We start from the raw sequence: 21,186 nt of genomic DNA, 5'->3' as shown, positions 1-21,186 counted from the left end.
ACTCGATCATGGGATACATCAAGTCCGCAGCGCTGGAGGAGAAGGGCTTCGTCGTCCTCGACAGCTACGACCAGGAGGCCGACCCCAAGGAATGGCTCGACATCGAGTACGTCGACTGGAAGTCCTCGGGTGACACCCGGTTCGCGCCCCTCGCCAGCGCCTTCGGCGACATCGAGTGCAACGGCTTCTGGAACCACAAGCCGCCGCGCACCGACAAGGACGGCGTCTGGATCGACGAGCAGACCGCCAAGGCCCCGAACCTCACCCGTCGTGCGCAGGAGCCCGGTGCGAACGTCGGTCGCTGCCGCGTCATCGAGCTGCAGCCGACCCCGTACGGCGACTGCCTCTACAACCTCCACCAGGATGACAACAACCGCCTGAACCCGGACGGCACCGGCTGGGTCGTCCGCGGGTTCTTCAACCTGACGGACGACAAGGACAGCTACTTCGTCCTGCGTGAGAACCGCACGGACCCCAGCATCGAGTACCGCATCGCCCTCCCGGCGGGTGCGCAGCTCATCGTCGACACCCAGCGCCTGTGGCACGCGGCCACGCACAACGGCACCGACCCGCGCTACTGCCTCATCACCTCGTGGACCTCCGGTCCCGAGCTCGACGCCTACATCGAGAAGTACCACGGCACCGACGACGTCCCGAACGTCGAGGTCCCGCAGGACGTGCTCGAGTTCGGCTACGCCGAGCAGGCCCGCAAGGACGCCGCTCGCGCGGCCTACTACGCCGCGAAGGGTCAGCAGGTCAAGCAGGCCATGAGCGAGGCCTGAGCTGGGTCGCTGAGCTCGTCGAAGCGCCCGAAGGCCCCGGTCCACGGACCGGGGCCTTCGTCGTCGAATCACACGCTTGTGATTTCGCGGGAACTCGGCGAGAATGGGCGCACAACCGCATACTCTCGCCACTTCGTGGTTCAGGTCGTAGGGGAAGACGCACCTGATGAAACGGAGAGATCATGGCGACGGCTTACGCACGCGGAGTGGTGTTCATCCACTCGGCGCCTCGCGCGCTCTGCCCGCACCTGGAATGGGCGGTGGGTCGCGCTATCGGGCGTGCGGTGAACTTCGACTGGACCGAGCAGCCCGTGCTGACCGGCGCGCGCCGCGCCGAGTTCTACTGGGACGGTCCCGTCGGTACCGGTGCTGCCCTCGCGACCGCGATCCGGGGCTGGGAGCACCTCCGATTCGAGGTGACCGAAGACCCGACGCCGCGCAGTGACGGCGGTCGGTGGCTGCACACGCCGGATCTCGGCATCCACTACGCCCAGACCGATGCCGCCGGCAACATCGTCATCGGCGAGGACCGCATCCGCTACGCGATGGAGATCGCCGCGGGCAACGCCGTCGAGCTGCAGCGCGAGCTCGACATCGCCCTGGGCTCCGCCTGGGACGAGGAGCTGGAGCCCTTCCGTCACGCCAGCGACGACGCGCGCGTCGTCTGGCTCCACAAGGTCGGCTGACCGACCGTCGATACCGGGAGCGCGGAGGCGTGAGTATCGGATTCCGGTGAGTGATCCCGGACGCTGAGAAGACGAATCCGCGCTCCGCTCGACGAAGACCCCGCCCCGGGAGACCGGGCGGGGTCTTCGTCTGCGCCGGTCAGATCACGGCCGCGTGCGCGAGGTCGTCGACGGTGTTCACTCCACCGCCGCGCACGTCCGCCCAGGCCTGCGCCAGGCGCGTCATCGCCTCCGTCGCACGCTCGGGCGGGAGCGTGATCGGGATCCGGAGTCGCCGCTCCAGCACGCCGCCGGTCGTGAAGCGCGGTCCGGGCGGCAGGATGAGTCCCCGTTCGCGGGCAGCGAGGGAGAGGGTCGTCGACAGGGGAGCGCCGAGATCGATCCAGGCGGAGAGGCCGCCGGGCGTCTCCGGCATCCGCATCCCCGGGATCCCGGCGATTCCCGCGGTCACGGCCTCCCGTCCGGCCGTGAGGCGTCGCCGGACGTGCCGGGTCAGTGCCGGGACGTCGTCGAGCAGCTCCACGGCGATGCACTGCTCGAGGAGGGCCGTGCCGAGCTCGAACGAGGGGCGGACGGCCAGCAGCCGGGCGATGACCGAGCGCTCGGCGCGGATCCAGCCGATGCGCATGCCTCCCCACGCGATCTTCGACATCGATCCCACCGTGATCACGCTCGGGCCCTCGGCTGCCATCGGCGTCGGGGCCCATCCCCGGTCGATGTCCAGCTCCGCCGTCGTCTCGTCGACGATCAGGTGCGTGCCGGTGTTGCGGGCCGTCGTCGCGATCCGGGACCGCTCCTCCTGCGGCAGCGTCGCTCCGGTGGGGTTGTGGAAGTCCGGGATGAGGTACGCGACGTGCGGGCGCGCTGTCCGCAGGGTGTCGGTGAGGTGGCGGGCGTCCCAGCCATCGGTGTCGACCGGCGTCGGCACCAGACGGTAGCCGTGCCGGTGCAGAGCCTCGAGCGCATGCGGGAAGGTCGGCTGCTCCACGAGGGCGCGTTCGCCGCGGCGGCCGATCGCCGTGAGGATGAGGTTGACGGCGTTCAGGGCGCCCGAGGTGATCATGATCTCGTCGGCCGAGGTCGCCGCGCCGCGTTCGGTGAATCGGCGGGCCACGGCTTCTCGGAGCTCGGGAAGGCCCTGCAGCGAGTAGCCGCTCGTCCCGCGCAGGGCCGCCAGCCGGGGGAGGGAGCGCACGGTCGCGTCGTACAGGCCGGGGGTCGAGTCCATCGAGGCGATCGACAGGTCGATCGCCGCGTCGTCCGCGTCGGGGGCGGCGGCCGCCGGGCCGTGCGGGAGGGTCACTCTGGTGCTTCCGCCATGATGCCGGGACACGTAGCCGCCGGCCTCGAGAACGCCGTAGGCGCGGGTGATGGTCGAGCGTGACCGCCTCAGCTCGAGGGCGAGGGCTCGTTCGCTCGGTAGTCTCTCGCCGACCGTGAGTCGTCCATCGAGGATGAGGGCCCTGATGCGGTCAGCCAGGCCCGACGCCGAGGCATCGTCGATGTCCTGGGTGCCGAGCTGAGTGACGAGACGGGAGGCCATGCCTCCAGCCTGCCGCAAAGTGGCCTTCCATGTGCAGACCACTTTTCGCTCAGTGGTCGGCCTCGTCCCGCCTTCGTCCGGGCCACGATGGAGAGATGCTCTTCCGTGCCGTCTTCCTGCCGTTCACCGCGACCAGCCGTCGAGACCTGGTCGAGCGGCTGGTGCAGCTCGTGGGCGGGCTCTTCCTCTACGGCGTCGCCCTCGGCTTCATGGTGCGAGGCGGCATCGGCGTCGCGCCCTGGGACGTGCTCTCGCTGGGTGTCGCGCGCTGGACGGGACTCGGGTACGGACTCGTCACGGTGCTGATCTCGATCGTCGTCCTGCTGCTGTGGATCCCGCTCCGCCAACGGGTGGGTCTCGGCACCCTGCTCAACGCGCTGCTCATCGGCCCGTTCGCCGACCTCACGCTCCTCGTGCTGCCGGCTCCGCCGTCCGTGTGGGTGGGGGCGCCCATGTTCGTCTTCGGACTCGTGCTGCTGGCGTTCGCGACCGGGCTCTATATCGCGGCGGACTTCGGCCCCGGACCGCGCGACGGACTCATGACGGGGCTCGTCCGGGTGACCCGATGGCCGGTCTGGCTGGCGCGGACGGTCATCGAGGGGTCCGTGCTGCTGATCGGCTTCCTGCTCGGCGGTCCGGTGGGCGTCGGCACCGTGCTGTTCGCCTTCGGCGTCGGCCCGTTGATCGGCTGGTTCCTCCCGCGGATCGAGCGCCGCCGCCGGGAGCGTTCGCAGCGCCTCGCCGTCGGGGCCAGCGCGCCCCTGGGTCCTTGAGCCCGTCGAAGGGGCAGAGCGGACCGCGCATGATGAAGGCCCCCGGGATCACATCCCGGGGGCCTTCATCGTGGACGCGGAAACGGTCAGTCGACGCCGCCCAGCACGAGCACGGCGTTGTGTCCGCCGAAGCCGAACGAGTTGCTGATGGCGATCTGCGGGCCGTCGCCGAGCGGAGCCGCCTCTCCGGACAGACGGAACGGCACCTCCGGGTCCGGCTCGGTCATGTTGATCGTCGGCGGAGCCACGCGGTCCCGCAGCGCGAGGAGGGAGAAGATCGCCTCCAGCGCGCCGGTCCCGCCCAGGAGGTGCCCGGTCGACGCCTTGGTGGCCGACACCGGGATCTCGTCGATCCGGTCGCCGAAGACGTTCTTCAGCGCGACGTACTCGTTGGGGTCGCCGACCGGGGTCGAGGTCGCGTGGGCGTTGATGTGCGTCACCTGGTCGGGGGTGATGCCGGCCTCCTCGAGTGCCTGGACGACGGCACGCGCCGCCCCCTTGCCCTCCGGGTCGTTGCCGGTGATGTGGTACGCATCGGCGGTCACGCCACCGCCGAGGACGTAGCCGTAGATCTTCGCGCCGCGGGCCTTGGCGTGCTCCTCGGTCTCGAGGATGAGGGCCGCGGCGCCCTCGCCCATCACGAAGCCGTCGCGGTCGATCGCGCCGGGTCGGGAGGCGTGGACCGGGTCGTCGTTGCGGCGCGACAGCGCCTGCGCGGACGCGAACGCGGCCATCGTGATCGGGTGGATCGCCGACTCGGTGCCGCCGGCGATGACGACGTCGGCCAGCCCCTCCTGCAGGTGGTGGAAGGCGTGGATGATCGACTCGGTGCTGGAGGCGCACGCGCTGACGACGGTCTGCGCATAGGCGCGGGCCTCGAACTGCAGCGACAGGTTGCCGGCGGCCGCGTTCGGCATCAGCATCGGCACGGTCAGCGGCATGACCCGGCGGGGGCCCTTCTCGCGCAGCGTGTCCCAGGCGTCGAGCAGCGTCCAGAGGCCGCCGATCCCGGTCGCGAAGTCGACGCCGAGGCGCTCGGGAGCGACCTCGGGCGAGCCCGCGTCCTCCCAGGCCTCGCGCGCCGCGATGAGCGCGAACTGCGAAGAGGGGTCGAGACGCTTCGCCTCGTGGCGGGGCAGCACCTCTTCCGGGCGGACGCTCGCGGAGGCGGCGAACGTGACGGGCAGATCGTACTCCTGCACCCAGTCGTGCTCGATCGTGCGGGCGCCGGAGGCACCGGCGAGAAGGTTGTCCCAGTTCTCCGGAGCCGTCCCGCCGATGGCGGAGGTGGCGCCGATGCCGGTGACGACGATGCGCTTGGTCATGAGGTGTGGTTCCTTGTCGAAACGAGTCCGTGCGGGGGATGGGCAGGGCCGGAGGATGCCACGCCCCGCGCGGGGCGAGGGTGGCATCCTGCCGGGATTACTCCTGGCCCGCGACGATGAAGTTGACGGCGTCGCCGACGGTCTTCAGGTTCTTGACCTCGTCGTCCGGGATGGTGACGCCGAACTTCTCCTCGGCGTTGACGACGATCGTCATCATCGAGATCGAGTCGATGTCGAGGTCGTCCGTGAACGACTTCTCCAGGGCGACCTCGCTGGCGTTGATGCCGGTCTCGTCGGTGATCAGCTCTGCGAGGCCGGCGAGGACCTCATCGTTGGTGAAAGCCATGGTGGTCTTCCTCTTTCTTGCGGGTTGTATTCGGAACCGTGGAACAGTCTAGGGAAGGTCGACGCGTCTTCAGGGGAGGACGACGACCTGGGCTGCGAAGACGAGGCCGGCGCCGAAGCCGATCTGCAGGGCGAGGCCACCGGAGAGCTCCGGGTGCTCGGCCATGAGGCGGTGGCTGGCGAGCGGGATCGAGGCGGCCGACGTGTTGCCGGTGGTCTCGATGTCGCGGGCGATGACGGTGGTCTCCGGCAGACCGAGCTGCTTGGCGAACTCGTCGATGATGCGCATGTTGGCCTGATGCGGGATGAAGGCGGCGAGGTCGGAGGCCTCGATCCCGGCCTTGTCCAGCGCCTCGCGGGCGACCTTGGCCATCTCCCACACGGCCCAGCGGAAGACCGTCGGGCCCTCCTGGCGGAGCGTCGGCCACGGCACCACGCCGTCGCGGAAGTCCGTGAGGGTGCCGTTCATACCGACGGCGTCGGCCTTGGAACCGTCGCTGCCCCAGACCGCGGGGGCGATGCCCGGCGTGTCGCTGGGGCCGATGAGCGCGGCGCCGGCGCCGTCGCCGAGGAGGAACGAGATGCTGCGGTCGGTCGGGTCGACGACGTCGGAGAGCTTCTCCGTGCCGATCACGAGGGCGTGGCGGGCGGCGCCGGCCTTGATGAGCGCGTCCGCCTGCGCGACCGCATAGGCGTAGCCGGCGCAGGCCGCGTTGATGTCGTAGGCCGCGGCCGGGTTGGCCCCGACGCGGTCGGCGACGATGGCCGAGACCGACGGCGTCTGCTTCGGGTTGCTGATGGTCGCGACGATGACGAGGTCGACCTGGTCGGCGGGGACACCCGACTTCTCGATGGCCTCGGCTGCCGCCGCGGTCGCGAGGTCGATGGCGTCCGTCCCCTTGTCGGCCCGGGCGCGCGTGACGATGCCGGTGCGCTGACGGATCCACTCGTCGCTGGAGTCGATCGGCCCGATGAGGTCTTCGTTGGGCACCGCGTTCTCGCCGCGAGCCGCGCCGAACGCGTAGATGCGGGTGTAGGCGGGCCCGGCGATCTGGGCGAGGGAGGCGGTCATGCGGCTTCTCCGTTCAGCAGCGCGACGGCGGCTTCGAGGTCTTCGGGGGTCTTCACGGCGACCGTCGGCACGCCGCGCAGGCCGCGCTTGGCGAGACCGACGAGGGCGCCCGCGGGGGCGAGCTCGATGACGCCGGTCACCCCGGCGTCGGCGAAGGAGGTCATGCAGAGGTCCCACCGGACGGGGGAGGAGACCTGATCGACGAGGTAGTCGAGCGCCGTCGCTCCGTCGGTCACGACCGAGCCGTCGCGGTTGGTCCAGAGCGTGATCTCGGGGTCGGACGGCTTCACGTCGGCGACCGCGTCGCGGAGCGCCGAGACGGCGGAGGCCATGTAGTCGGTGTGGAACGCTCCGGCGACCTGGAGCGGCACCACGCGGGTGCCCTTGACCGGCTCCTCGGCGAGAGCTGCCAGGGCCGGGAGAGGACCGGCGACGACGATCTGCCCGCCGCCGTTGAAGTTCGCCGGCGCGAGGCCGAGCTCGGCGAGGCGGGCGAGGAGCGTCTCCTCATCGCCGCCGAGGACCGCGCTCATCCCCGTCGGGGTCTGGGCGGCGGCATCGGCCATCGCCCGCCCGCGGATGCCGACGAGGCGCATGCCCGTCTCGGCGTCCAGCACGCCGCTGCCGACGAGCGCCGCGATCTCTCCGACGGAGTGCCCGGCGATGCCGTCCGCGCGGCGACCGGCGGCGGCCACGAGGGCGTCACCGGCGACGAGGGAGGCGGCCACGATCAGCGGCTGGGCGACCCGGGTGTCGCGGATGGTGTCCGCGTCCGACTCGGTGCCGTGCGCGCGGAGATCGACCTGCGCGGCCTCGGAGTAGGCGGCGAGACGCTCCTCCACTCCGTCGAGCTCGAGCCAGGGGGCGAGGAATCCGGGGGTCTGCGAGCCCTGTCCAGGGCAGACGACGACAATCACCCACCCAGTCTGCCAACGATCGCGGCAGAACGGTGGATGATCCATCACAAGATTGCGCGGAACCCTTGTGTGTGGCGTACAGAATGCGCCGGGTGGGTCAGCGCGGAGGGCGGCGCAGCGGCGGACGGCGGCGTACCTGCTCCGCGGCCCCGATGGAGCCGAGGATGAGCGCCGTCTGCAGGATGAGCGCCTCGCGGGGCCCGGTCGCGTCCCACCCGATGACCTCGCTCACCCGCTTCAGGCGGTAGCGGACGGTGTTCGGATGCACGAAGAGCTCGCGGGCCGTCGCCTCGAGGGAACGGCCGTTGTCGAGATAGCTCCAGAGCGTCGTGACGAGGTCGGTCGAGTGTGCCTGCAGCGGGCGGTAGATGCGCTCGATCAGGGTCTGCTTCGCGAGAGGGTCGCCGGCGAGGGCGCGCTCCGGGAGCAGGTCGTCGGCTTCGACGGGCCGCGGTGCGCTCCGCCAGGCGCGGGCCACCGCGAATCCGGCCAGCGCCGCACGCGCGCTCTGGCTGGCGTCGACGAGGGCAGCCACAGCCGGCCCCAGCACGACGAACCCCGGGCCGAACGACGGCTCCAGACGGGCCGCGATCTCCTGGAACCCGAGCTCCTCGTCCTCACCCTCCTGGCCCTCGACGCGCGCGCGTCCGAGCACGAGCACGAGGCGCGAGCCCTGCACGCCGATCAGGACGTCGACCGCGAGCTTCCGCGCCGTGCGACGCACGAGGTCGACGTCGAACTGCGGAGGCGTGGTGCCCACGAGGACCGCGACCTCTCCGTGGCCGTGCCACCCGAGAGCGGCGATCCGGCTGGGAAGCTCCTCGTCGGCCTCGCCCGTGAGGATCGAGTCGACGACGAGCGCCTCGAGCCGCGCGTCCCAGAGGCCGCGGGCCTCGGCGGCGCGCGCGTAGACGTCGGCGGCGGCGAAGGCCACGTCCCGCGAGTAGAGCAGGATGGCCTCGCGAAGGTGCTCGCCCTTGCCCGCCACCCGTTCCTCGGTCACCTCGACCGTGACGCGGATGAGCTGGAGGGTCTGCTGCAGACTCACGCTCCGCAGCAGCTCACGGGGAGCGGCGGCGAAGATGTCCGCGGCGATCCACGGGGTGGACGTCGGGTCGTCGTACCACTGGATGAACGAGGTGATGCCCGCCTGCGCCACCAGCCCGACCGCGGAGCGGCGGGCCGGTGGCATGTCGGCGTACCAGGGGAGGGTGTCCTCCAGCCGCTTGATCGTCACCGTGGCGATGTCGCCGGAGATCCGGCGCAGCCAGGTGAGCGTGGCGGCCTTGTCCATGCCGGCGGCGGAGGCAGCTGTCACCGAGGGCTCAGCTTTCGCCGCCTGCGTTGCCGCTCGTGCCGGCGTTCACGTCGTGCAGGCGGTACTTCTCGATGGCCTGGGCGGAGAGGCCGCGGTCGACCTTGCCCTCCTCGGCCAGCGCCTGCAGCGTGCGCACGACGATCGACGGTCCGTCGATCTTGAAGAAGCGGCGGGCCGCGGCACGGGTGTCCGAGAAGCCGAAGCCGTCGGCGCCGAGCGTGGCGAAGCGGTTCGGGACCCACGGGCGGATCTGGTCCTGCACGGCGTGCATGAAGTCGCTCACCGCGACGACGGGACCCTCGGCGCCCTGGAGCTTCTGCGTGAGGTACGCGGTGCGCGGCTCCTGGTCCGGGTGGAGGAAGTTGTGCTCGTCGGCGGCGAGGCCGTCGCGGCGCAGCTCGGTCCACGAGGTGACCGACCACACGTCGGCGACGACACCCCAGTCCTTCTTCAGCAGCTCCTGGGCCTCGAGCGCCCACGGCAGGCCGACGCCGGAGGCGAAGAGCTGGGCACGGGGGCCGTCGCCCTCGCCGACGGAGACGCGGTGGATGCCGCGGACGATGCCGTCCACATCCACGTCGGCCGGCTCCGCGGGCTGGACCATCGGCTCGTTGTACACCGTGAGGTAGTACATGACGTTCGGGTCTTCGTGCTGCCCGCCGTACATCCGCTCGAGACCGGAACGCATGATGTGCGCGATCTCGTAGCCGTACGCGGGGTCGTAGGAGACCGTCGCCGGGTTGGTGGAGGAGAGCAGGTGCGAGTGCCCGTCGGCGTGCTGGAGGCCCTCACCCGTGAGGGTGGTGCGCCCGGCGGTGGCGCCGATGATGAAGCCGCGGGCCATCTGGTCGCCGGCGGCCCACTGGGCGTCGCCGGTGCGCTGGAAGCCGAACATCGAGTAGAAGATGTAGATCGGGATCAGCGGCTCGCCGTGCGTCGCGTACGACGTGCCCGCGGCGGTGAACGCCGCGAGAGCGCCCGCCTCGTTGATGCCGACGTGGACGATCTGTCCCTGCGGGCTCTCCTTGTAGGCGAGCAGCAGCTCCCGGTCGACCGAGGTGTAGTGCTGGCCGTTGGGGTTGTAGATCTTCGCGGTCGGGAAGTACGCGTCCATGCCGAACGTGCGCGCCTCGTCGGGGATGATCGGCACGATGCGGTGGCCGAACTCCTTCGAGCGCAGCAGGTCCTTCAGCAGACGGACGAACGCCATGGTCGTGGCGATCTCCTGCGTGCCGGAGCCCTTCTTGGGGAGCGCGTAGGCGTTCTCCTCGGGAAGGGACAGGCCGACGTGCGTCGAGCGGCGCTCCGGGAGGAACCCGCCGAGGGCCTTGCGGCGCTCGAGCATGTACTGGATCGTCTCGTCCTGCGGTCCCGGGTTGTAGTACGGGGGCAGGTACGGGTTCTCCTCGAGCTGCGCGTCCGTGATCGGGATGTGCATCGCGTCGCGGAACGTCTTGAGGTTGTCCAGCGTCATCTTCTTCATCTGGTGGGTCGCGTTGCGGCCCTCGAACTGCGGGCCCAGCCCGTAGCCCTTGACGGTCTTCGCGAGGATGACCGTCGGCTTGCCCTTGTGCTCGGTCGCGGCCTTGAACGCGGCGTAGACCTTGCGGTAGTCGTGGCCACCGCGCTTGAGGTTCCAGATGTCGTCGTCGGAGTAGTCCTTGACCAGCGCGGCGGCGCGCTCGTCGCGACCGAAGAAGTGCTCCCGGATGTACGCGCCGGACTCCGCCTTGTACGTCTGGTAGTCGCCGTCGGGGGTGACGTTCATGAGGTTGAGCAGTGCGCCCTCGGTGTCGCGGGCGAGCAGGTCGTCCCACTCGCGGCCCCAGATCACCTTGATGACGTTCCAGCCGGCGCCGCGGAAGAACGACTCGAGCTCCTGGACGATCTTGCCGTTGCCGCGCACCGGGCCGTCGAGACGCTGCAGGTTGCAGTTCACGACGAAGGTGAGGTTGTCGAGGCCCTCGTTGGCGGCGACCTGGAGCTGGCCGCGGCTCTCGACCTCGTCCATCTCGCCGTCGCCGAGGAACGCCCAGACGTGCGACTGCGAGGTGTCCTTGATGCCGCGGTTCTCGAGGTACTTGTTCGACATCGCCTGGTAGATGGCGTTGATCGGGCCGAGACCCATCGACACCGTCGGGAACTGCCAGTACTCCGGCATGAGGCGCGGGTGCGGGTACGACGGGATGCCGTTCGGCGCGTGCGACTTCTCCTGGCGGAAGCCGTCGAGCTGGTCCTCGGTGAGGCGACCCTCGAGGAAGGAGCGGGCGTACGTGCCGGGGGAGGCGTGACCCTGGATGAAGATCTGGTCGGCGCCACCGGGGTGGTCCGCACCCTTGAAGAAGTGGTTGAAGCCCACCTCGTACAGCGCCGCGGAGGACGCGTAGGTGGAGATGTGACCGCCGACGCCGATGCCGGGGCGCTGGGCGCGGTGCACCGTGATGGCGGCGTTCCAGCGGATCCAGGCGCGGTAGCGGCGCTCGATCTCCTCGTCGCCGGGGAACTCGGGCTCGTTCTCCGGGGCGATGGTGTTGATGTAGTCGGTGGTCGGAACCATCGGCACGTTCAGGTGCAGTTCCTTGGAGCGCTTGAGCAGGCTGAGCATGATCTCGCGCCCGCGGCCGTGGCCCTTGGCGTCCACCAGCTCGTCGAGCGACTGCTGCCACTCACCGGTCTCTTCCGGATCGCTGTCGAGGGGGCCCTGAGAGTACGGATCCTGGTCGTGGACGGTCACGGGGGAACCTTTCGTCAAGCTGGCAGGTCATGCCAAGGAAACGGGAAGCGACACGGGCAGCCTTGTCGGCCGTGCACAACGCGCGCCGACCTCAGCCTATCCCTCTTCCACGACACGGGTGCGCATCCGCGCCCGGATAGACTGAGCGCACCAGGGCCTTTAGCTCAGCTGGTAGAGCGCCACGTTTACACCGTGGATGTCGTCGGTTCGATCCCGGCAGGGCCCACATCAGCGGATCCCCGGGGTGCGCGCGGCAGATCAGCCGACGAGCGGTCCGCCGATGCGCCAGTATCCGAGGAACGACACCTGCTCCTTCGCCACGCCCACCCCGGCTGTGAGGTGGCGCCGGATGCGCGTGGTCGTGCCCGATTCCCCGGCCACCCAGGCGTAGAACTGCGGATCGTCCCTCACCTCTGCGCCGTGGGCCGCGCTCCACGCGGCCACGGCTCGCTCCGCGCCCGTCTCGGGGCCGTCGCCGCGAGGGACCCGCATCACGCGGGCGAAAGCCGGTGCGTCAGCGGACACGACGTCGTCGGACGGATCAGTGCACTCCAGGATCACGTCGACCCGCTGCGTGTCGTCGAGCGTCCGCAGGATCCCGCGGACGGCGGGGAAAGCGGTCTCGTCCGCGACGAGGAGGAACCGCCGCGCCGGGCCCGGGTGCCAGTGGATGCCGTACCCGGTCCAGCCCATGCGCCGGTCGGGGCCGTTGATCACCGCCGTGTCGCCGACGGTCGCCGCGGCCGCCCACGCTGATGCGGGGCCCGCCGGATCATGCAGATAGAAGTCGATGTCGATCTCCCGCTGCTCCGGGCGGATCTCGGCCGGTGTGTACGTGCGGAGGACGTTGCGGGCGTCCTCGGGGAGGGCCTTCCAGCGCGTGTACCAATCCGACGGGTGCGGGGTCGGCTCGTCCAGGAGCCCGAAGTCGGCGAGCGATCCGTCGGGGAGGGGGAGCACGAGCTTGATCCGCTGATCCACACCCCACGGGGCGAAGTCCGCCAGGGCGTCGCCCCCGAACGTCAGGCGGACGAAGTGCGGGCTGAGCACCCGGCGCGCGCGCACTTCGACGGGGAACGCGCTGTAGGCCCAGGGGCGCTCGGCGCTCATGCGGACACCGTCCGAGCGCCGCGGAGCGGGACGACCAGAGGACCGCCCGTCACCGGGTCGTCGATGACCACGTTGGCGAGGCCGAACACCTCCTGCACCCGGTCGCTCGTGATGACCTCCGACGGGGAACCCTCCGCCACGATGCGACCGTCGCGCATGGCGATGATGTGGGAGGCGTACCGGGCGGCGTGATTGAGGTCGTGCAGCACGGCCACGACCGTGCGGCCCTGCTCGTTGAGCTCTGCGAAGAGCTCCATGAGCTCGACCTGGTGGGCGACGTCGAGGTAGGTCGTCGGCTCATCGAGCAGCAGCAGGTCGGTGTCCTGTGCGAGAACCATCGCGACCCAGACACGCTGTCGTTGTCCTCCGGAGAGCTCGTCGACGGCGCGCCCCGCCAGGTCGGTCGTCCCGGTCGCCGCGAGCGCACGCTGCACGGCGTCCTCGTCAGCGGGGGACCATTGGCGCAGCAGGCGCTGGTGCGGATAACGTCCGCGGGCGACGAGGTCCCCAGCGGTGATGCCGTCCGGCGAGGTGGCGCTCTGCGGGAGCAGGCCGAGCCGGCGGGCGACCTCCTTCGCGGGGTACGACGCGATCGATCTTCCGTCGAGCACGACGTCTCCGCCGGTCGGCGACAGCAGGCGCGACAGGCCGCGCAGCAGGGTGGACTTCCCGCACGCGTTGGCACCGATGATGACGGTGAAGGAGCCGTCCGGGATGTCGACGGTGAGGTCGTGGACGATCTCCCGTCGGTCGTAGGACAGGCGGAGCTGCTGCGCGCGCAGGCGGGCGGAAGACTCGGGTTCAGGCACGGCGACGGATCTCCAGGATGATCATGAGGACGAGGTAGGCGCCGCCGACGGAGACGGTGACGACGCCGACGGGGAGCGGGACCGCGAGCCCGTGCTGCGCGACGAGGTCCGAGGCGAGCAGCAGGATGGCGCCGACGAGTGCGGAGAGTCCGAGTGAGAGGGACGGCGCGCGGGCGAGGAGCCGGGAGATCTGCGGGGCGGCGAGCGCGACGAAGGCCACGGGGCCGGCGACGGTGGTGGCGGCGGCGACGAGCACCACGCCGATCAGGAGGGCGGCGGTGCGGACGACGCCCGGTCGGGCGCCGGTCGAAGCGGCCAGGTCGTCGCCGAGTTCGAGCTGCCGAAGGCGTGGGCTCAGGAGGAAGGCCGCCGCGGCGACCGGCGCGGCGGCGGCCAGCGCGACTCCGAGGGTCTCGGCGGTCACCCCGTTCAGGGAACCGGCTCCCCACGCCGAGGCGAACATCGCGGTCTCCAGCTCGATCTGCAGGAGCATCCAGGTGTTGAGGGAGGCGAGCATCGCGGAGACGCCGATGCCGACGACGATCAGCCGGAAACCCTGGATGCCGCCGCGCGCGGAGAGGAGCCAGATCACGAGGGCGACCGCGAGCCCGCCGATGAGGGCACCGGTCGTGCGCGCCGCGAGGGACGACGACACGAGGAGCAGGGAGAGGAGCATCCCCGTGAACGCGCCGTTGGAGAGGCCGAGGATGTCGGGGCTGGCGAGGGGATTCCGCGTCACGGTCTGGAAGAGAGCGCCGGCCACGGCGAGCAGCGCGCCGACGGCGAGGGCGGCGAGGGCCCGGGGGAGCCGCCACTCCAGCACCACGGTGCGGTCGATGCCGTCACCGCCGCCGAGGAGGATGTGCACGACCTCCGCCGGTGTGAGCGGGAACGAGCCGAGGCCGAGCGAGAGGATGAGCAGCACGACCCCGGCGGCCGTCATGGCGAGACTCACGACGATGCTCCGCACACGCACGGGCACCTGCAGGGGGCCCAGTCGCAGCAGGACCCGGCGGGGTCCGGCGTGGAGCGTGGGGAAGAGGGTGGCGGTCACAGGCTGCTCGCCTTCCGTCGTCGGGCCAGCACGATCAGCACGGGCGCGCCGACCAGAGCCGCCACGACGCCGACCGGCACCTCGGCGGGGGCGATGATCACCCGGCCGACGACATCGGACAGCAGGACGACCACCGGGGCGAGCACGGCGGACAGGGGGACGATGAGGCGTTGGTCGACACCGAAGGTCCAGCGGATCACGTGGGGGACCATGAGGCCCACGAACGCGATCGGGCCGGCGAGGGCGGTGGCTGTGCCGGCCAGGAGGGTGACTGCGACGATCACACCGGTGCGCAGCAGTGCGACGTTCGCGCCCTGGGCGCGCGCGACGTCCTCACCGAGGCCCAGGGCGTTGAGTCCGCCGGTCACTGCCAGGGCGATCACGACGCCGATGCCCAGGAACGGGAGGACGGCGAACAAGCCGTCAAGTCCGGACGCGAGGAGTGACCCGGCGTTCCAGCTGCGGAGGGTGTCGAACGCCTCCGGGTCGGTGAGGGTGAGACCGGTGGTGATCCCGGAGAGCACGGCGCCCAGAGCGACTCCCGCAAGAGTGAGGCGGAGGGGGTCGGCGGCGCCGCGGCCGGCGGAGCCGACGAGGTACACCGCGACCGTGACGATCAGGGCGCCGAGGAAGGCGAGCCAGACGAAAGCCGACGCGTCACGAAGGCCCAGCCATGCGACCCCGATCGCGACCGCGAGAGCAGCTCCGGCGTTGACCCCGAGGATTCCCGGATCCGCGAGCGGGTTCCGGGTGAACGCCTGGATCAGGGCGCCCGCGATGCCCAGGGCGGCCCCGGCCGCCAGGCCCACGGACGTCCGGGGGATGCGCAGGTCGTACAGCACGTAGGCGGCCTCCGGTGTGCCGTTCCCCGCCAGAGTGTCGAGCAGGGCGTCGACGGACAGCGGGTTGGCACCCACCAGGAGGGACAGGGTCACCGCCGCGATCAGGGCGACGGCCAGCACGGACACGCCGAGCAGCCGCCGTCGCGCACGCGGGAGCGGGGCCGCGGAGGGCCCCGCTCCGACGAGAGTGGTCATCGACTCGCTTCGAGGTGCGTCTCGATGTCGTCGAGCACCGACTGCGCGCCCTTCGGTCCGACGCCCGACACCCAGGTCGCGGTATCGACGAGAGTGACGGAGGGGAATGCCGCGGCGTTCTGCCGGATCGCCGCCGGCACAGCGGACTCGTCCGCGACGTCCGCCGTTGTCACGAACACGTGATCGGCCTGCGCGTCGAGGATGTTCTCCGGCGAGATGTCCGCCTGGAGGCCGTCCGCCCAGTCCTGGTCCGGGATCGTGTAGCCGACGCATTCCAGCAGGCTGCCCGCGAAGGAGACTGGGCCGTAGAGGCTGAGGGTCGTCTCGTCGCGGGGGCGGATGAGCTGCGCCGTCTGCCCGGAGACGTCGTACTGGTCGCTGAGGCTCGCACAGCGGTCGTCGACGTCTGCCAGCAGGTCGGCGACCTCGTCCTTGCGGTTCAGTGCGTCCCCGATGAGCAGTGCGTTGTCGCGCCAGGGGTCGGCCTGCGTCTCGATGAAGACGGTGGGCGCGATCGCGGAGAGCTGCTCGTAGAGCGCGGAGTGCCGCGCCTCCGTGCCGAGGATGAGATCCGGCTTGAGCGCGGCGATGGCTTCGAGGTCCGGTTCCGGCACGGTGCCCACGGACTCGACGCCGTCGGCGCCGAGGTAGGCGGGGGTGCCCGTCACGTTGGAGGCGACGGCGGCCCCCACCGGTGTGATGCCGACCGCGACCGCCGTATCGAGCTCCAGCGGCTCGAGGGTGACGACGCGCTCGACCTCCGCCGGGACGTCCGTCGTGCCCCGAGCGTGGGTGACTGCGTGGGTGCTGGACGCCGTGGGCTCGGTGGCCGTCTCGGCGTCGGCACCGGCGGGCGCACAGGCGGTGAGCAGGAGCGCGGCGGAAGCGGTCAGAGCGAGAGCCAGGGCGGCGGGGCGTCGTCGGGAGCGTACGGGCACGTCGGAGCCTTTCGAGGAGGGGGATCCACAGGATGATGCGACTTAGGAAACCCTAACCTAACCACGTCGGAGGATTGAAACCCAGGTCGTCCCGAGCGTCCCCGGACAGGGCGTACGGTAGAGCGGAGATTCGACTCGACAGACGGGAGCGGCAATGGCGCGACGCATCGTCATCAGCGGGGCCTCAGGCCTCATCGGTTCCGCCCTCGCCGCCTCCCTGCGGGCGGACGGCATCGAGGTGAGCACCCTCGTGCGACGTCCTCCGCAGGCGGAGGGCGAGATCGAATGGTCGCCGGGGGACACCGCGCTCGACCCGGATGCGCTCGCGGGAGCGGAGGCCGTCGTCGCCCTCGGAGGCGCGAGCGTCGGCCGGCTCCCGTGGACGCGCGGATATCGCCGTCAGCTCGTCGAGTCGCGCCTCGACGCGACGAACACCCTGACCACGGCCCTGCGCGCTCTGCGCACCGACGCGCCCGCCTTCCTCTCCGCCTCCGCTGTGGGCTACTACGGATCGGCTCCCGGCGAGGTGCTCACCGAGCACTCCGGCCCCGGGAGCACCTTCCTCGCCGACCTCACCGTGCGCTGGGAGACGGCCGCGCGACGAGCGGAGGACCACACGCGGGTCGCCCTGCTGCGGACGGCACCGGTGATCCACCGCCGGGGGGTGCTCCGACCCATGATCACGCTGACGAAGCTCGGCGTCGCCGGCCCGCTGGGGCCGGGTACGCAGATCTGGCCGTGGATCTCCTTGGACGACGAGGTGCGCGGCATCCGCCATGTCCTTGACGCGAAGCTCGCGGGGCCGGTCAACCTCACCGGGCCCACCCGGGCGTCCGCGAACGACATCGGTCGCGCGCTCGCGCAGCGGATGCATCGGCCGTTCTGGGTGCCCGCTCCCCGGTGGGCCCTACGCCTCGCTCTCGGCGACGCCGCCGAATCGTTGCTGCTTCCGGATGCGGACGTGCGGCCTGAGGCGCTGCAGCAGTCCGGCTTCCGCTTCACCCATCGCACCGCTGCGGATGCGGTGGCCGCGGCGGTCTGACGACGACGCGATTCTCCCGGCGAGACCCCTGCCGTCGCGGCGCCCGCGCTGTCAGGATGGGCGCATGGAGATCATCGAGAACTCGAAGCTCACCGTCGTCGGCGCCGGAAGCGTCGGATCGAGCGTGGCCTATGCGGCTCTGATCCGCGGTTCGGCCCGCCACGTCGCCCTGTACGACATCGCGACGGAGAAGGTCGAGGCGGAGGTGCTCGACCTCGCGCACGGCACGCAGTTCACCGGCAGCAGCGACATCATCGGCGGCAGCGACATCTCGGTGGCGGCCGGGTCCCATGTCGTGGTCATCACGGCGGGAGCGAAGCAGAATCCGGGTCAGACGCGCACCGAGCTCGCCGGAGTGAACGCCGGCATCATCCGGCGCATGATGCCGGAGCTGCTGTCGGTCGCGCCCAATGCGGTCTACGTCATCGTCACGAACCCGTGCGACGTGCTGACGGTCATCGCGCAGCAGGAGACAGGACTGCCGCCGGAGCGCATCTTCGCGTCGGGCACCGTGCTCGACACGTCTCGGCTGCGCTGGAAGCTGGGGGAGCGGGCGGGCGTGTCCACGGCCAGCGTGCACGCCCACATCATCGGAGAGCACGGCGACACCGAGTTCCCGCTCTGGTCGCGGGCGACGATCGGCACGGTCCCGATCCTCGACTGGGAGACCCCGGGGCACCCGCGCTTCACTCTGGAGGAGCTGGACGAGATCGCCGTCGACGTCCGCGACGCCGCCTACAAGGTGATCCAGGGCAAGGGCGCCACGAACTACGCGATCGGGCTCTCCAGCGCGCGCATCGTGGAGGCGATCCTCCGGGACGAGCATGCGGTGATGCCCGTGAGCACGGTTCTCCGCGACTTCCACGGGATCGACGGCGTCGCCCTGTCCGTGCCGTCGATCGTCAGCGCCGCCGGGGCCCTCCCGATCCGCACGACCGCGTTCTCGGATCGCGAGCTCGAGCTGCTGCGGCAGTCCGCCGAGGCGCTCACCGCGGTCGCCGCATCCCTGCAGGAGTGACGGCGGGTGGGGCGGCGGACCGCCCCACCGGGGTTCACCGGCCGTGCGGATCCGTGCGGTTGAGCACCGCCACGACCTCGTCGTAGTCGCCCCGCGCCTCGCCGTAGCGGAGGAACTTCACCCGCTCGACCTGGATCTCAGTCGCGTCGGGCTGGGTCTCGATGAGCGTCATGACCTCGTCGACGAACGCGTCGAGCGGCAGAGCGGCCTCGTTCTCCGCATGCCCGGGCATGAGGTCCGTGCGCACGGCGGGCGGCTCGAGCTCCTGCACGGCGACGGTCGTGCCCGCGAGCTGCAGCCGCAGCGACTCGCTGAGCATGTGGATCGCCGCCTTGCTCGCGTTGTACGTGGGCGTGACCTTCAGGGGCGCGAAGGCGAGACCGGAGGAGACGGTCATGATGGTCGCCGAGGGCTGGGCCTGCAGGTGCTCGATGAAGGCCGCGATGAGGCGGATCGGGCCGAGGACGTTCGTCGTGACGGTCTCTTCGGCGGTGGACAGGAAGCCGGCCGGCGTGGTCCAGTCCTCCGCCCGCATGATGCCGGCCATCGTGACCAGCACGTTCAGCGTCGGATGCGCGGCGAGCACCGCGGCCGCGGCCTCGTCGATGCTCGCCGGGTCGGCCGTATCGATGCGGATCGTGCGGAGTTCGGGATGCGCGGCAGCGATCGCGGCCAGCCGGTCCTCTCGACGTCCGCCGACGATCACGGTGTTGCCGCGCTCCTGCAGTCGGAGGGCCAGCGCCAGGCCGATCCCGCTCGTCGCGCCCGGGATGAAGATGGTGTTTCCGGTGATGTCCATGACCTCAGCCTCGACGCTGCACTGGCGCCGTTCCAGAGACGGCTGATCGGGGGATCGGCGGTCCCTGGATCCCCTCACGCGTCCGGGGGATACTGCACGGATGGATCGTGACGCCCTGGCCGACTTCCTCCTGCGCCGTCGGGAGGCGCTGCGTCCTGCCGACGTGGGCCTGCCCGAGGGGACTCGGCGACGGACGGCCGGACTGCGCCGCGAGGAGGTCGCACAGCTCGCGACCATGTCGACGGACTACTACACGCGTCTCGAGCAGCGTCGCGGCCCGCAGCCGAGCGCGCAGATCCTCGCCGCCCTCGCCCGTGCGCTGCGGCTGTCCTCGGACGAGCGCGACTACCTCTACCGGCTCAGCGGGCTCAGCGCTCCCGATCGCGCGGTGATCACCGACTACGTCCGTCCCGGCATCCTCCGCGTGCTCGACCGTCTGCACGACACCCCGGCGTTCGTGGTCTCGGCTCTCGACGAGGTGCTGGTGCAGAACGACGCCTCACGCGCGCTGATCGGAGACGCGAGCGGTCTGACCGGGCTCGACCGGAGCGGCATCCATCGCTGGTTCGCGCGACCGGAGGAGGAACGGCGTCGGTACCGGGAGGTCGATCACCCCCGGCAGTCACGGGCGCTGGTGGCGGCGTTGCGCGCGGCGTACGGCACCATGGGCGCGCGGTCGCGGGCGGGGGAGATCGTGGCGGATCTGTCGGAACGGAGTCCCGAGTTCGTGCGGCTCTGGGCGGCCCACGAGGTCGCCCGTCGCTTCGAGCAGCACAAGGTGATCGTGCATCCGGAGCTCGGGGAGATCGAGGTGGACTGCCAGGCGCTGTTCACCGAGGACGAGTCGCAGGCGCTCATCGTCCTGACGGCGCAGCCGGGGAGCGAGGCGGCCGGGAAGCTGGAGTTCCTGCGCGTGCTCGGCACGCAGAGCGTCTGAGCCCTCCCCGCTCAGGACTCCTCGTGCACCGCGGGATCGCCGTCGAACAGGCGCCCGTCCGCGCGTCCGAGTGCGGTGATCGCGGCGACCTCCGCGTCGTCGAGCACGACGGCGGCGGCGGCGAGGTTCGCGGCCTGGTGCTCCGCGGACGACGCCTTCGGGATCGCGACCGTCTCCCTGGCCACGTGCCAGGCGAGGACGGTCTGCGCGGGCGTGATGTCGTGAGCGGCGGCCACCTCGCGGACGACGTCCTCGTCGAGGAGGGCCTGCGCACGCCCCAGCGGGCTCCAGGCCTCGGTGAGGATGCCGTGCTCCCGGTGGTAGGCCAGCTGCTCCTCCTGCGGGAAGTACGGGTGCACCTCGATCTGGTTCACGACCGGCCGGACCCCGGTCTCCCGTTCGATGCGCTCGAGATGCTCGGGGAGGAAGTTCGAGACGCCGATCTGGCGGACGACGCCCCGCGCCTGGGCGTCCACGAGCGCCTCCCACGCCTCGACGTACTCGTCCTGGCTCGGGTTCGGCCAGTGGATGAGGTGCAGGTCGGTCGCGTCGAGGCCGAGGCGGGAACGGCTCTCCTCGATGCTGGCGGTCGCCGTCGCGCGGGCATGGTGCCGTCCGGGGAGCTTCGTCGTCACGATGACCTCGGAGCGGGGGAGGCCGGAGGCCGCGACGCCGCGCCCGACGGAGCCTTCGTTCTCGTAATTGAACGCGGAGTCCACGAGGCGGTATCCCGCACGGAGGGCCTGGGCGACCGCGTCGGCTCCGGCGTCGCCGTTCAGCCGATACGTGCCGAGGCCGAGTGCCGGCAGGGCGAAGCCGTTGTGGGCGCGGAAGGTGGGGACAGTGGTCATCGGTGCTCCTGGCGTTGGCGTGCCTCCAGCGTAGGGCGAGTTGGCGCGACACGGTCCTCCGCGCGATGCTGGCAGGCATGACCCTGATCGTCGCGC

Annotated in this window: 20 protein-coding genes and 1 tRNA gene; 7 read left to right on the top strand and 14 right to left on the bottom strand. The window is 71.0% G+C overall.

All coding sequences use genetic code 11. The annotated features are described in order from the left end of the window. Window positions 1-8: 8 nt before the first annotated feature. Together B7W94_RS16300 and B7W94_RS16295 are read left to right on the top strand one after the other, a co-directional pair. Complete coding sequence (locus tag B7W94_RS16300; RefSeq protein ID WP_025103622.1) at window positions 9-782, top strand: hypothetical protein; 774 nt, start codon at window positions 9-11, stop codon at window positions 780-782. Window positions 783-964: 182 nt separating this feature from the next. Next, window positions 965-1,468: a DUF3145 domain-containing protein gene (locus tag B7W94_RS16295; protein WP_025103621.1), complete on the top strand. Its 504-nt coding sequence runs from the start codon at window positions 965-967 to the stop codon at window positions 1,466-1,468. A gap of 139 nt (window positions 1,469-1,607) precedes the next feature. On the opposite strand, the gene yczR is transcribed toward B7W94_RS16295, so the two are convergent. Then, entirely contained in the window at window positions 1,608-3,011 is a 1,404-nt protein-coding gene (yczR, locus tag B7W94_RS16290; RefSeq protein WP_085607673.1) for a MocR-like transcription factor YczR, read from the bottom strand. A gap of 95 nt (window positions 3,012-3,106) precedes the next feature. On the opposite strand from yczR, the gene yczE reads away from it, so the two are divergent. Continuing rightward, the gene (gene yczE / locus B7W94_RS16285) at window positions 3,107-3,784 is read left to right on the top strand and encodes a membrane protein YczE (RefSeq protein ID WP_025103619.1); all 678 of its coding nucleotides are present in this window, start codon (window positions 3,107-3,109) and stop codon (window positions 3,782-3,784) included. An 86-nt stretch (window positions 3,785-3,870) separates the two neighbouring features. Here yczE and B7W94_RS16280 read toward each other — a convergent pair whose 3' ends face one another. From B7W94_RS16280 to aceE, 6 genes are all read right to left on the bottom strand, one after another. After that, on the bottom strand, window positions 3,871-5,109 hold the full coding sequence (locus B7W94_RS16280) for a beta-ketoacyl-[acyl-carrier-protein] synthase family protein (RefSeq protein WP_085607671.1): 1,239 nt from the start codon (window positions 5,107-5,109) through the stop codon (window positions 3,871-3,873). 97 nt (window positions 5,110-5,206) lie between these two features. Beyond that, window positions 5,207-5,455 (bottom strand): acyl carrier protein, encoded by a 249-nt coding sequence (locus tag B7W94_RS16275; protein WP_017202249.1) that lies wholly within the window; start codon window positions 5,453-5,455, stop codon window positions 5,207-5,209. A 69-nt stretch (window positions 5,456-5,524) separates the two neighbouring features. Then, window positions 5,525-6,526 carry a beta-ketoacyl-ACP synthase III gene (locus tag B7W94_RS16270; protein ID WP_085607669.1) on the bottom strand — a complete coding sequence of 334 codons (1,002 nt, stop codon included), beginning with the start codon at window positions 6,524-6,526 and terminating at the stop codon, window positions 5,525-5,527. Continuing rightward, window positions 6,523-7,443, bottom strand: coding sequence for an ACP S-malonyltransferase (locus tag B7W94_RS16265; RefSeq protein WP_085607667.1), 921 nt, complete (start codon window positions 7,441-7,443; stop codon window positions 6,523-6,525). The genes B7W94_RS16270 and B7W94_RS16265 overlap by 4 nt, the downstream gene beginning before the upstream one ends. Window positions 7,444-7,540: 97 nt before the next feature. Next, window positions 7,541-8,737: a PucR family transcriptional regulator gene (locus tag B7W94_RS16260; protein WP_025103615.1), complete on the bottom strand. Its 1,197-nt coding sequence runs from the start codon at window positions 8,735-8,737 to the stop codon at window positions 7,541-7,543. 31 nt (window positions 8,738-8,768) lie between these two features. Next, entirely contained in the window at window positions 8,769-11,495 is a 2,727-nt protein-coding gene (gene aceE, locus B7W94_RS16255) for a pyruvate dehydrogenase (acetyl-transferring), homodimeric type (RefSeq protein WP_062634357.1), read from the bottom strand. A 153-nt stretch (window positions 11,496-11,648) separates the two neighbouring features. Here aceE and B7W94_RS16250 point away from each other — a divergent pair. Continuing rightward, window positions 11,649-11,721 (top strand) — tRNA-Val (locus B7W94_RS16250). 32 nt (window positions 11,722-11,753) lie between these two features. On the opposite strand, the gene B7W94_RS16245 is transcribed toward B7W94_RS16250, so the two are convergent. From B7W94_RS16245 to B7W94_RS16225, 5 genes are read right to left on the bottom strand one after another with little or no spacing between them, the layout of a single operon-like run. Further along, window positions 11,754-12,605, bottom strand: coding sequence for a siderophore-interacting protein (locus B7W94_RS16245; RefSeq protein ID WP_085607665.1), 852 nt, complete (start codon window positions 12,603-12,605; stop codon window positions 11,754-11,756). After that, the gene (locus B7W94_RS16240) at window positions 12,602-13,414 is read right to left on the bottom strand and encodes an ABC transporter ATP-binding protein (RefSeq protein WP_172400141.1); all 813 of its coding nucleotides are present in this window, start codon (window positions 13,412-13,414) and stop codon (window positions 12,602-12,604) included. Before B7W94_RS16240 ends, B7W94_RS16245 begins: the two co-directional genes overlap by 4 nt. After that, window positions 13,407-14,468, bottom strand: a complete 1,062-nt coding sequence (locus B7W94_RS16235) for a FecCD family ABC transporter permease (protein ID WP_253247458.1) — start codon at window positions 14,466-14,468, stop codon at window positions 13,407-13,409. The genes B7W94_RS16240 and B7W94_RS16235 overlap by 8 nt, the downstream gene beginning before the upstream one ends. Further along, window positions 14,465-15,505 (bottom strand): iron chelate uptake ABC transporter family permease subunit, encoded by a 1,041-nt coding sequence (locus B7W94_RS16230; protein WP_085607663.1) that lies wholly within the window; start codon window positions 15,503-15,505, stop codon window positions 14,465-14,467. The genes B7W94_RS16235 and B7W94_RS16230 overlap by 4 nt, the downstream gene beginning before the upstream one ends. Next, the gene (locus B7W94_RS16225; RefSeq protein ID WP_085607661.1) at window positions 15,502-16,443 is read right to left on the bottom strand and encodes an ABC transporter substrate-binding protein; all 942 of its coding nucleotides are present in this window, start codon (window positions 16,441-16,443) and stop codon (window positions 15,502-15,504) included. The genes B7W94_RS16230 and B7W94_RS16225 overlap by 4 nt, the downstream gene beginning before the upstream one ends. Window positions 16,444-16,597: 154 nt before the next feature. Here B7W94_RS16225 and B7W94_RS16220 point away from each other — a divergent pair, with 154 nt between their 5' ends. Further along, window positions 16,598-17,485 carry a TIGR01777 family oxidoreductase gene (locus tag B7W94_RS16220; protein ID WP_085607659.1) on the top strand — a complete coding sequence of 296 codons (888 nt, stop codon included), beginning with the start codon at window positions 16,598-16,600 and terminating at the stop codon, window positions 17,483-17,485. 64 nt (window positions 17,486-17,549) lie between these two features. Next, window positions 17,550-18,503, top strand: a complete 954-nt coding sequence (locus tag B7W94_RS16215) for an L-lactate dehydrogenase (protein WP_085607657.1) — start codon at window positions 17,550-17,552, stop codon at window positions 18,501-18,503. A 34-nt stretch (window positions 18,504-18,537) separates the two neighbouring features. Here the strand turns inward: B7W94_RS16215 and B7W94_RS16210 are convergent, their stop codons facing one another. Beyond that, window positions 18,538-19,302, bottom strand: coding sequence for an SDR family oxidoreductase (locus tag B7W94_RS16210; RefSeq protein WP_085607655.1), 765 nt, complete (start codon window positions 19,300-19,302; stop codon window positions 18,538-18,540). Between the two features lie 100 nt (window positions 19,303-19,402). Here B7W94_RS16210 and B7W94_RS16205 point away from each other — a divergent pair, with 100 nt between their 5' ends. Further along, window positions 19,403-20,239: a helix-turn-helix transcriptional regulator gene (locus B7W94_RS16205; protein WP_025103610.1), complete on the top strand. Its 837-nt coding sequence runs from the start codon at window positions 19,403-19,405 to the stop codon at window positions 20,237-20,239. Window positions 20,240-20,250: 11 nt separating this feature from the next. On the opposite strand, the gene B7W94_RS16200 is transcribed toward B7W94_RS16205, so the two are convergent. Further along, window positions 20,251-21,090, bottom strand: a complete 840-nt coding sequence (locus B7W94_RS16200; protein ID WP_085607652.1) for an aldo/keto reductase — start codon at window positions 21,088-21,090, stop codon at window positions 20,251-20,253. Window positions 21,091-21,186 lie beyond the last annotated feature (96 nt).

This window comes from Microbacterium sp. LEMMJ01 (genome assembly GCF_002114135.1).
In the GTDB taxonomy this organism is placed as follows: Bacteria; Actinomycetota; Actinomycetes; order Actinomycetales; family Microbacteriaceae; genus Microbacterium.
This window is presented reverse-complemented; position numbering and strand designations above follow the sequence as displayed.

What these genes read in the sequence shown, in the direction of transcription:
- B7W94_RS16295 (WP_025103621.1), top strand. Translation starts at nt 965, where the DNA reads ATGGCGACGGCTTACGCACGCGGAGTGGTGTTCATCCACTCGGCGCCT.
- B7W94_RS16280 (WP_085607671.1), bottom strand. Translation starts at nt 5,109, where the DNA reads ATGACCAAGCGCATCGTCGTCACCGGCATCGGCGCCACCTCCGCCATC.
- B7W94_RS16200 (WP_085607652.1), bottom strand. Translation starts at nt 21,090, where the DNA reads ATGACCACTGTCCCCACCTTCCGCGCCCACAACGGCTTCGCCCTGCCG.
- yczR (WP_085607673.1), bottom strand. Translation starts at nt 3,011, where the DNA reads ATGGCCTCCCGTCTCGTCACTCAGCTCGGCACCCAGGACATCGACGAT.
- B7W94_RS16275 (WP_017202249.1), bottom strand. Translation starts at nt 5,455, where the DNA reads ATGGCTTTCACCAACGATGAGGTCCTCGCCGGCCTCGCAGAGCTGATC.
- B7W94_RS16205 (WP_025103610.1), top strand. Translation starts at nt 19,403, where the DNA reads ATGGATCGTGACGCCCTGGCCGACTTCCTCCTGCGCCGTCGGGAGGCG.
- B7W94_RS16210 (WP_085607655.1), bottom strand. Translation starts at nt 19,302, where the DNA reads ATGGACATCACCGGAAACACCATCTTCATCCCGGGCGCGACGAGCGGG.
- B7W94_RS16230 (WP_085607663.1), bottom strand. Translation starts at nt 15,505, where the DNA reads ATGACCACTCTCGTCGGAGCGGGGCCCTCCGCGGCCCCGCTCCCGCGT.
- B7W94_RS16215 (WP_085607657.1), top strand. Translation starts at nt 17,550, where the DNA reads ATGGAGATCATCGAGAACTCGAAGCTCACCGTCGTCGGCGCCGGAAGC.
- B7W94_RS16300 (WP_025103622.1), top strand. Translation starts at nt 9, where the DNA reads ATGGGATACATCAAGTCCGCAGCGCTGGAGGAGAAGGGCTTCGTCGTC.
- B7W94_RS16260 (WP_025103615.1), bottom strand. Translation starts at nt 8,737, where the DNA reads ATGGACAAGGCCGCCACGCTCACCTGGCTGCGCCGGATCTCCGGCGAC.
- B7W94_RS16220 (WP_085607659.1), top strand. Translation starts at nt 16,598, where the DNA reads ATGGCGCGACGCATCGTCATCAGCGGGGCCTCAGGCCTCATCGGTTCC.
- B7W94_RS16245 (WP_085607665.1), bottom strand. Translation starts at nt 12,605, where the DNA reads ATGAGCGCCGAGCGCCCCTGGGCCTACAGCGCGTTCCCCGTCGAAGTG.
- yczE (WP_025103619.1), top strand. Translation starts at nt 3,107, where the DNA reads ATGCTCTTCCGTGCCGTCTTCCTGCCGTTCACCGCGACCAGCCGTCGA.
- B7W94_RS16270 (WP_085607669.1), bottom strand. Translation starts at nt 6,526, where the DNA reads ATGACCGCCTCCCTCGCCCAGATCGCCGGGCCCGCCTACACCCGCATC.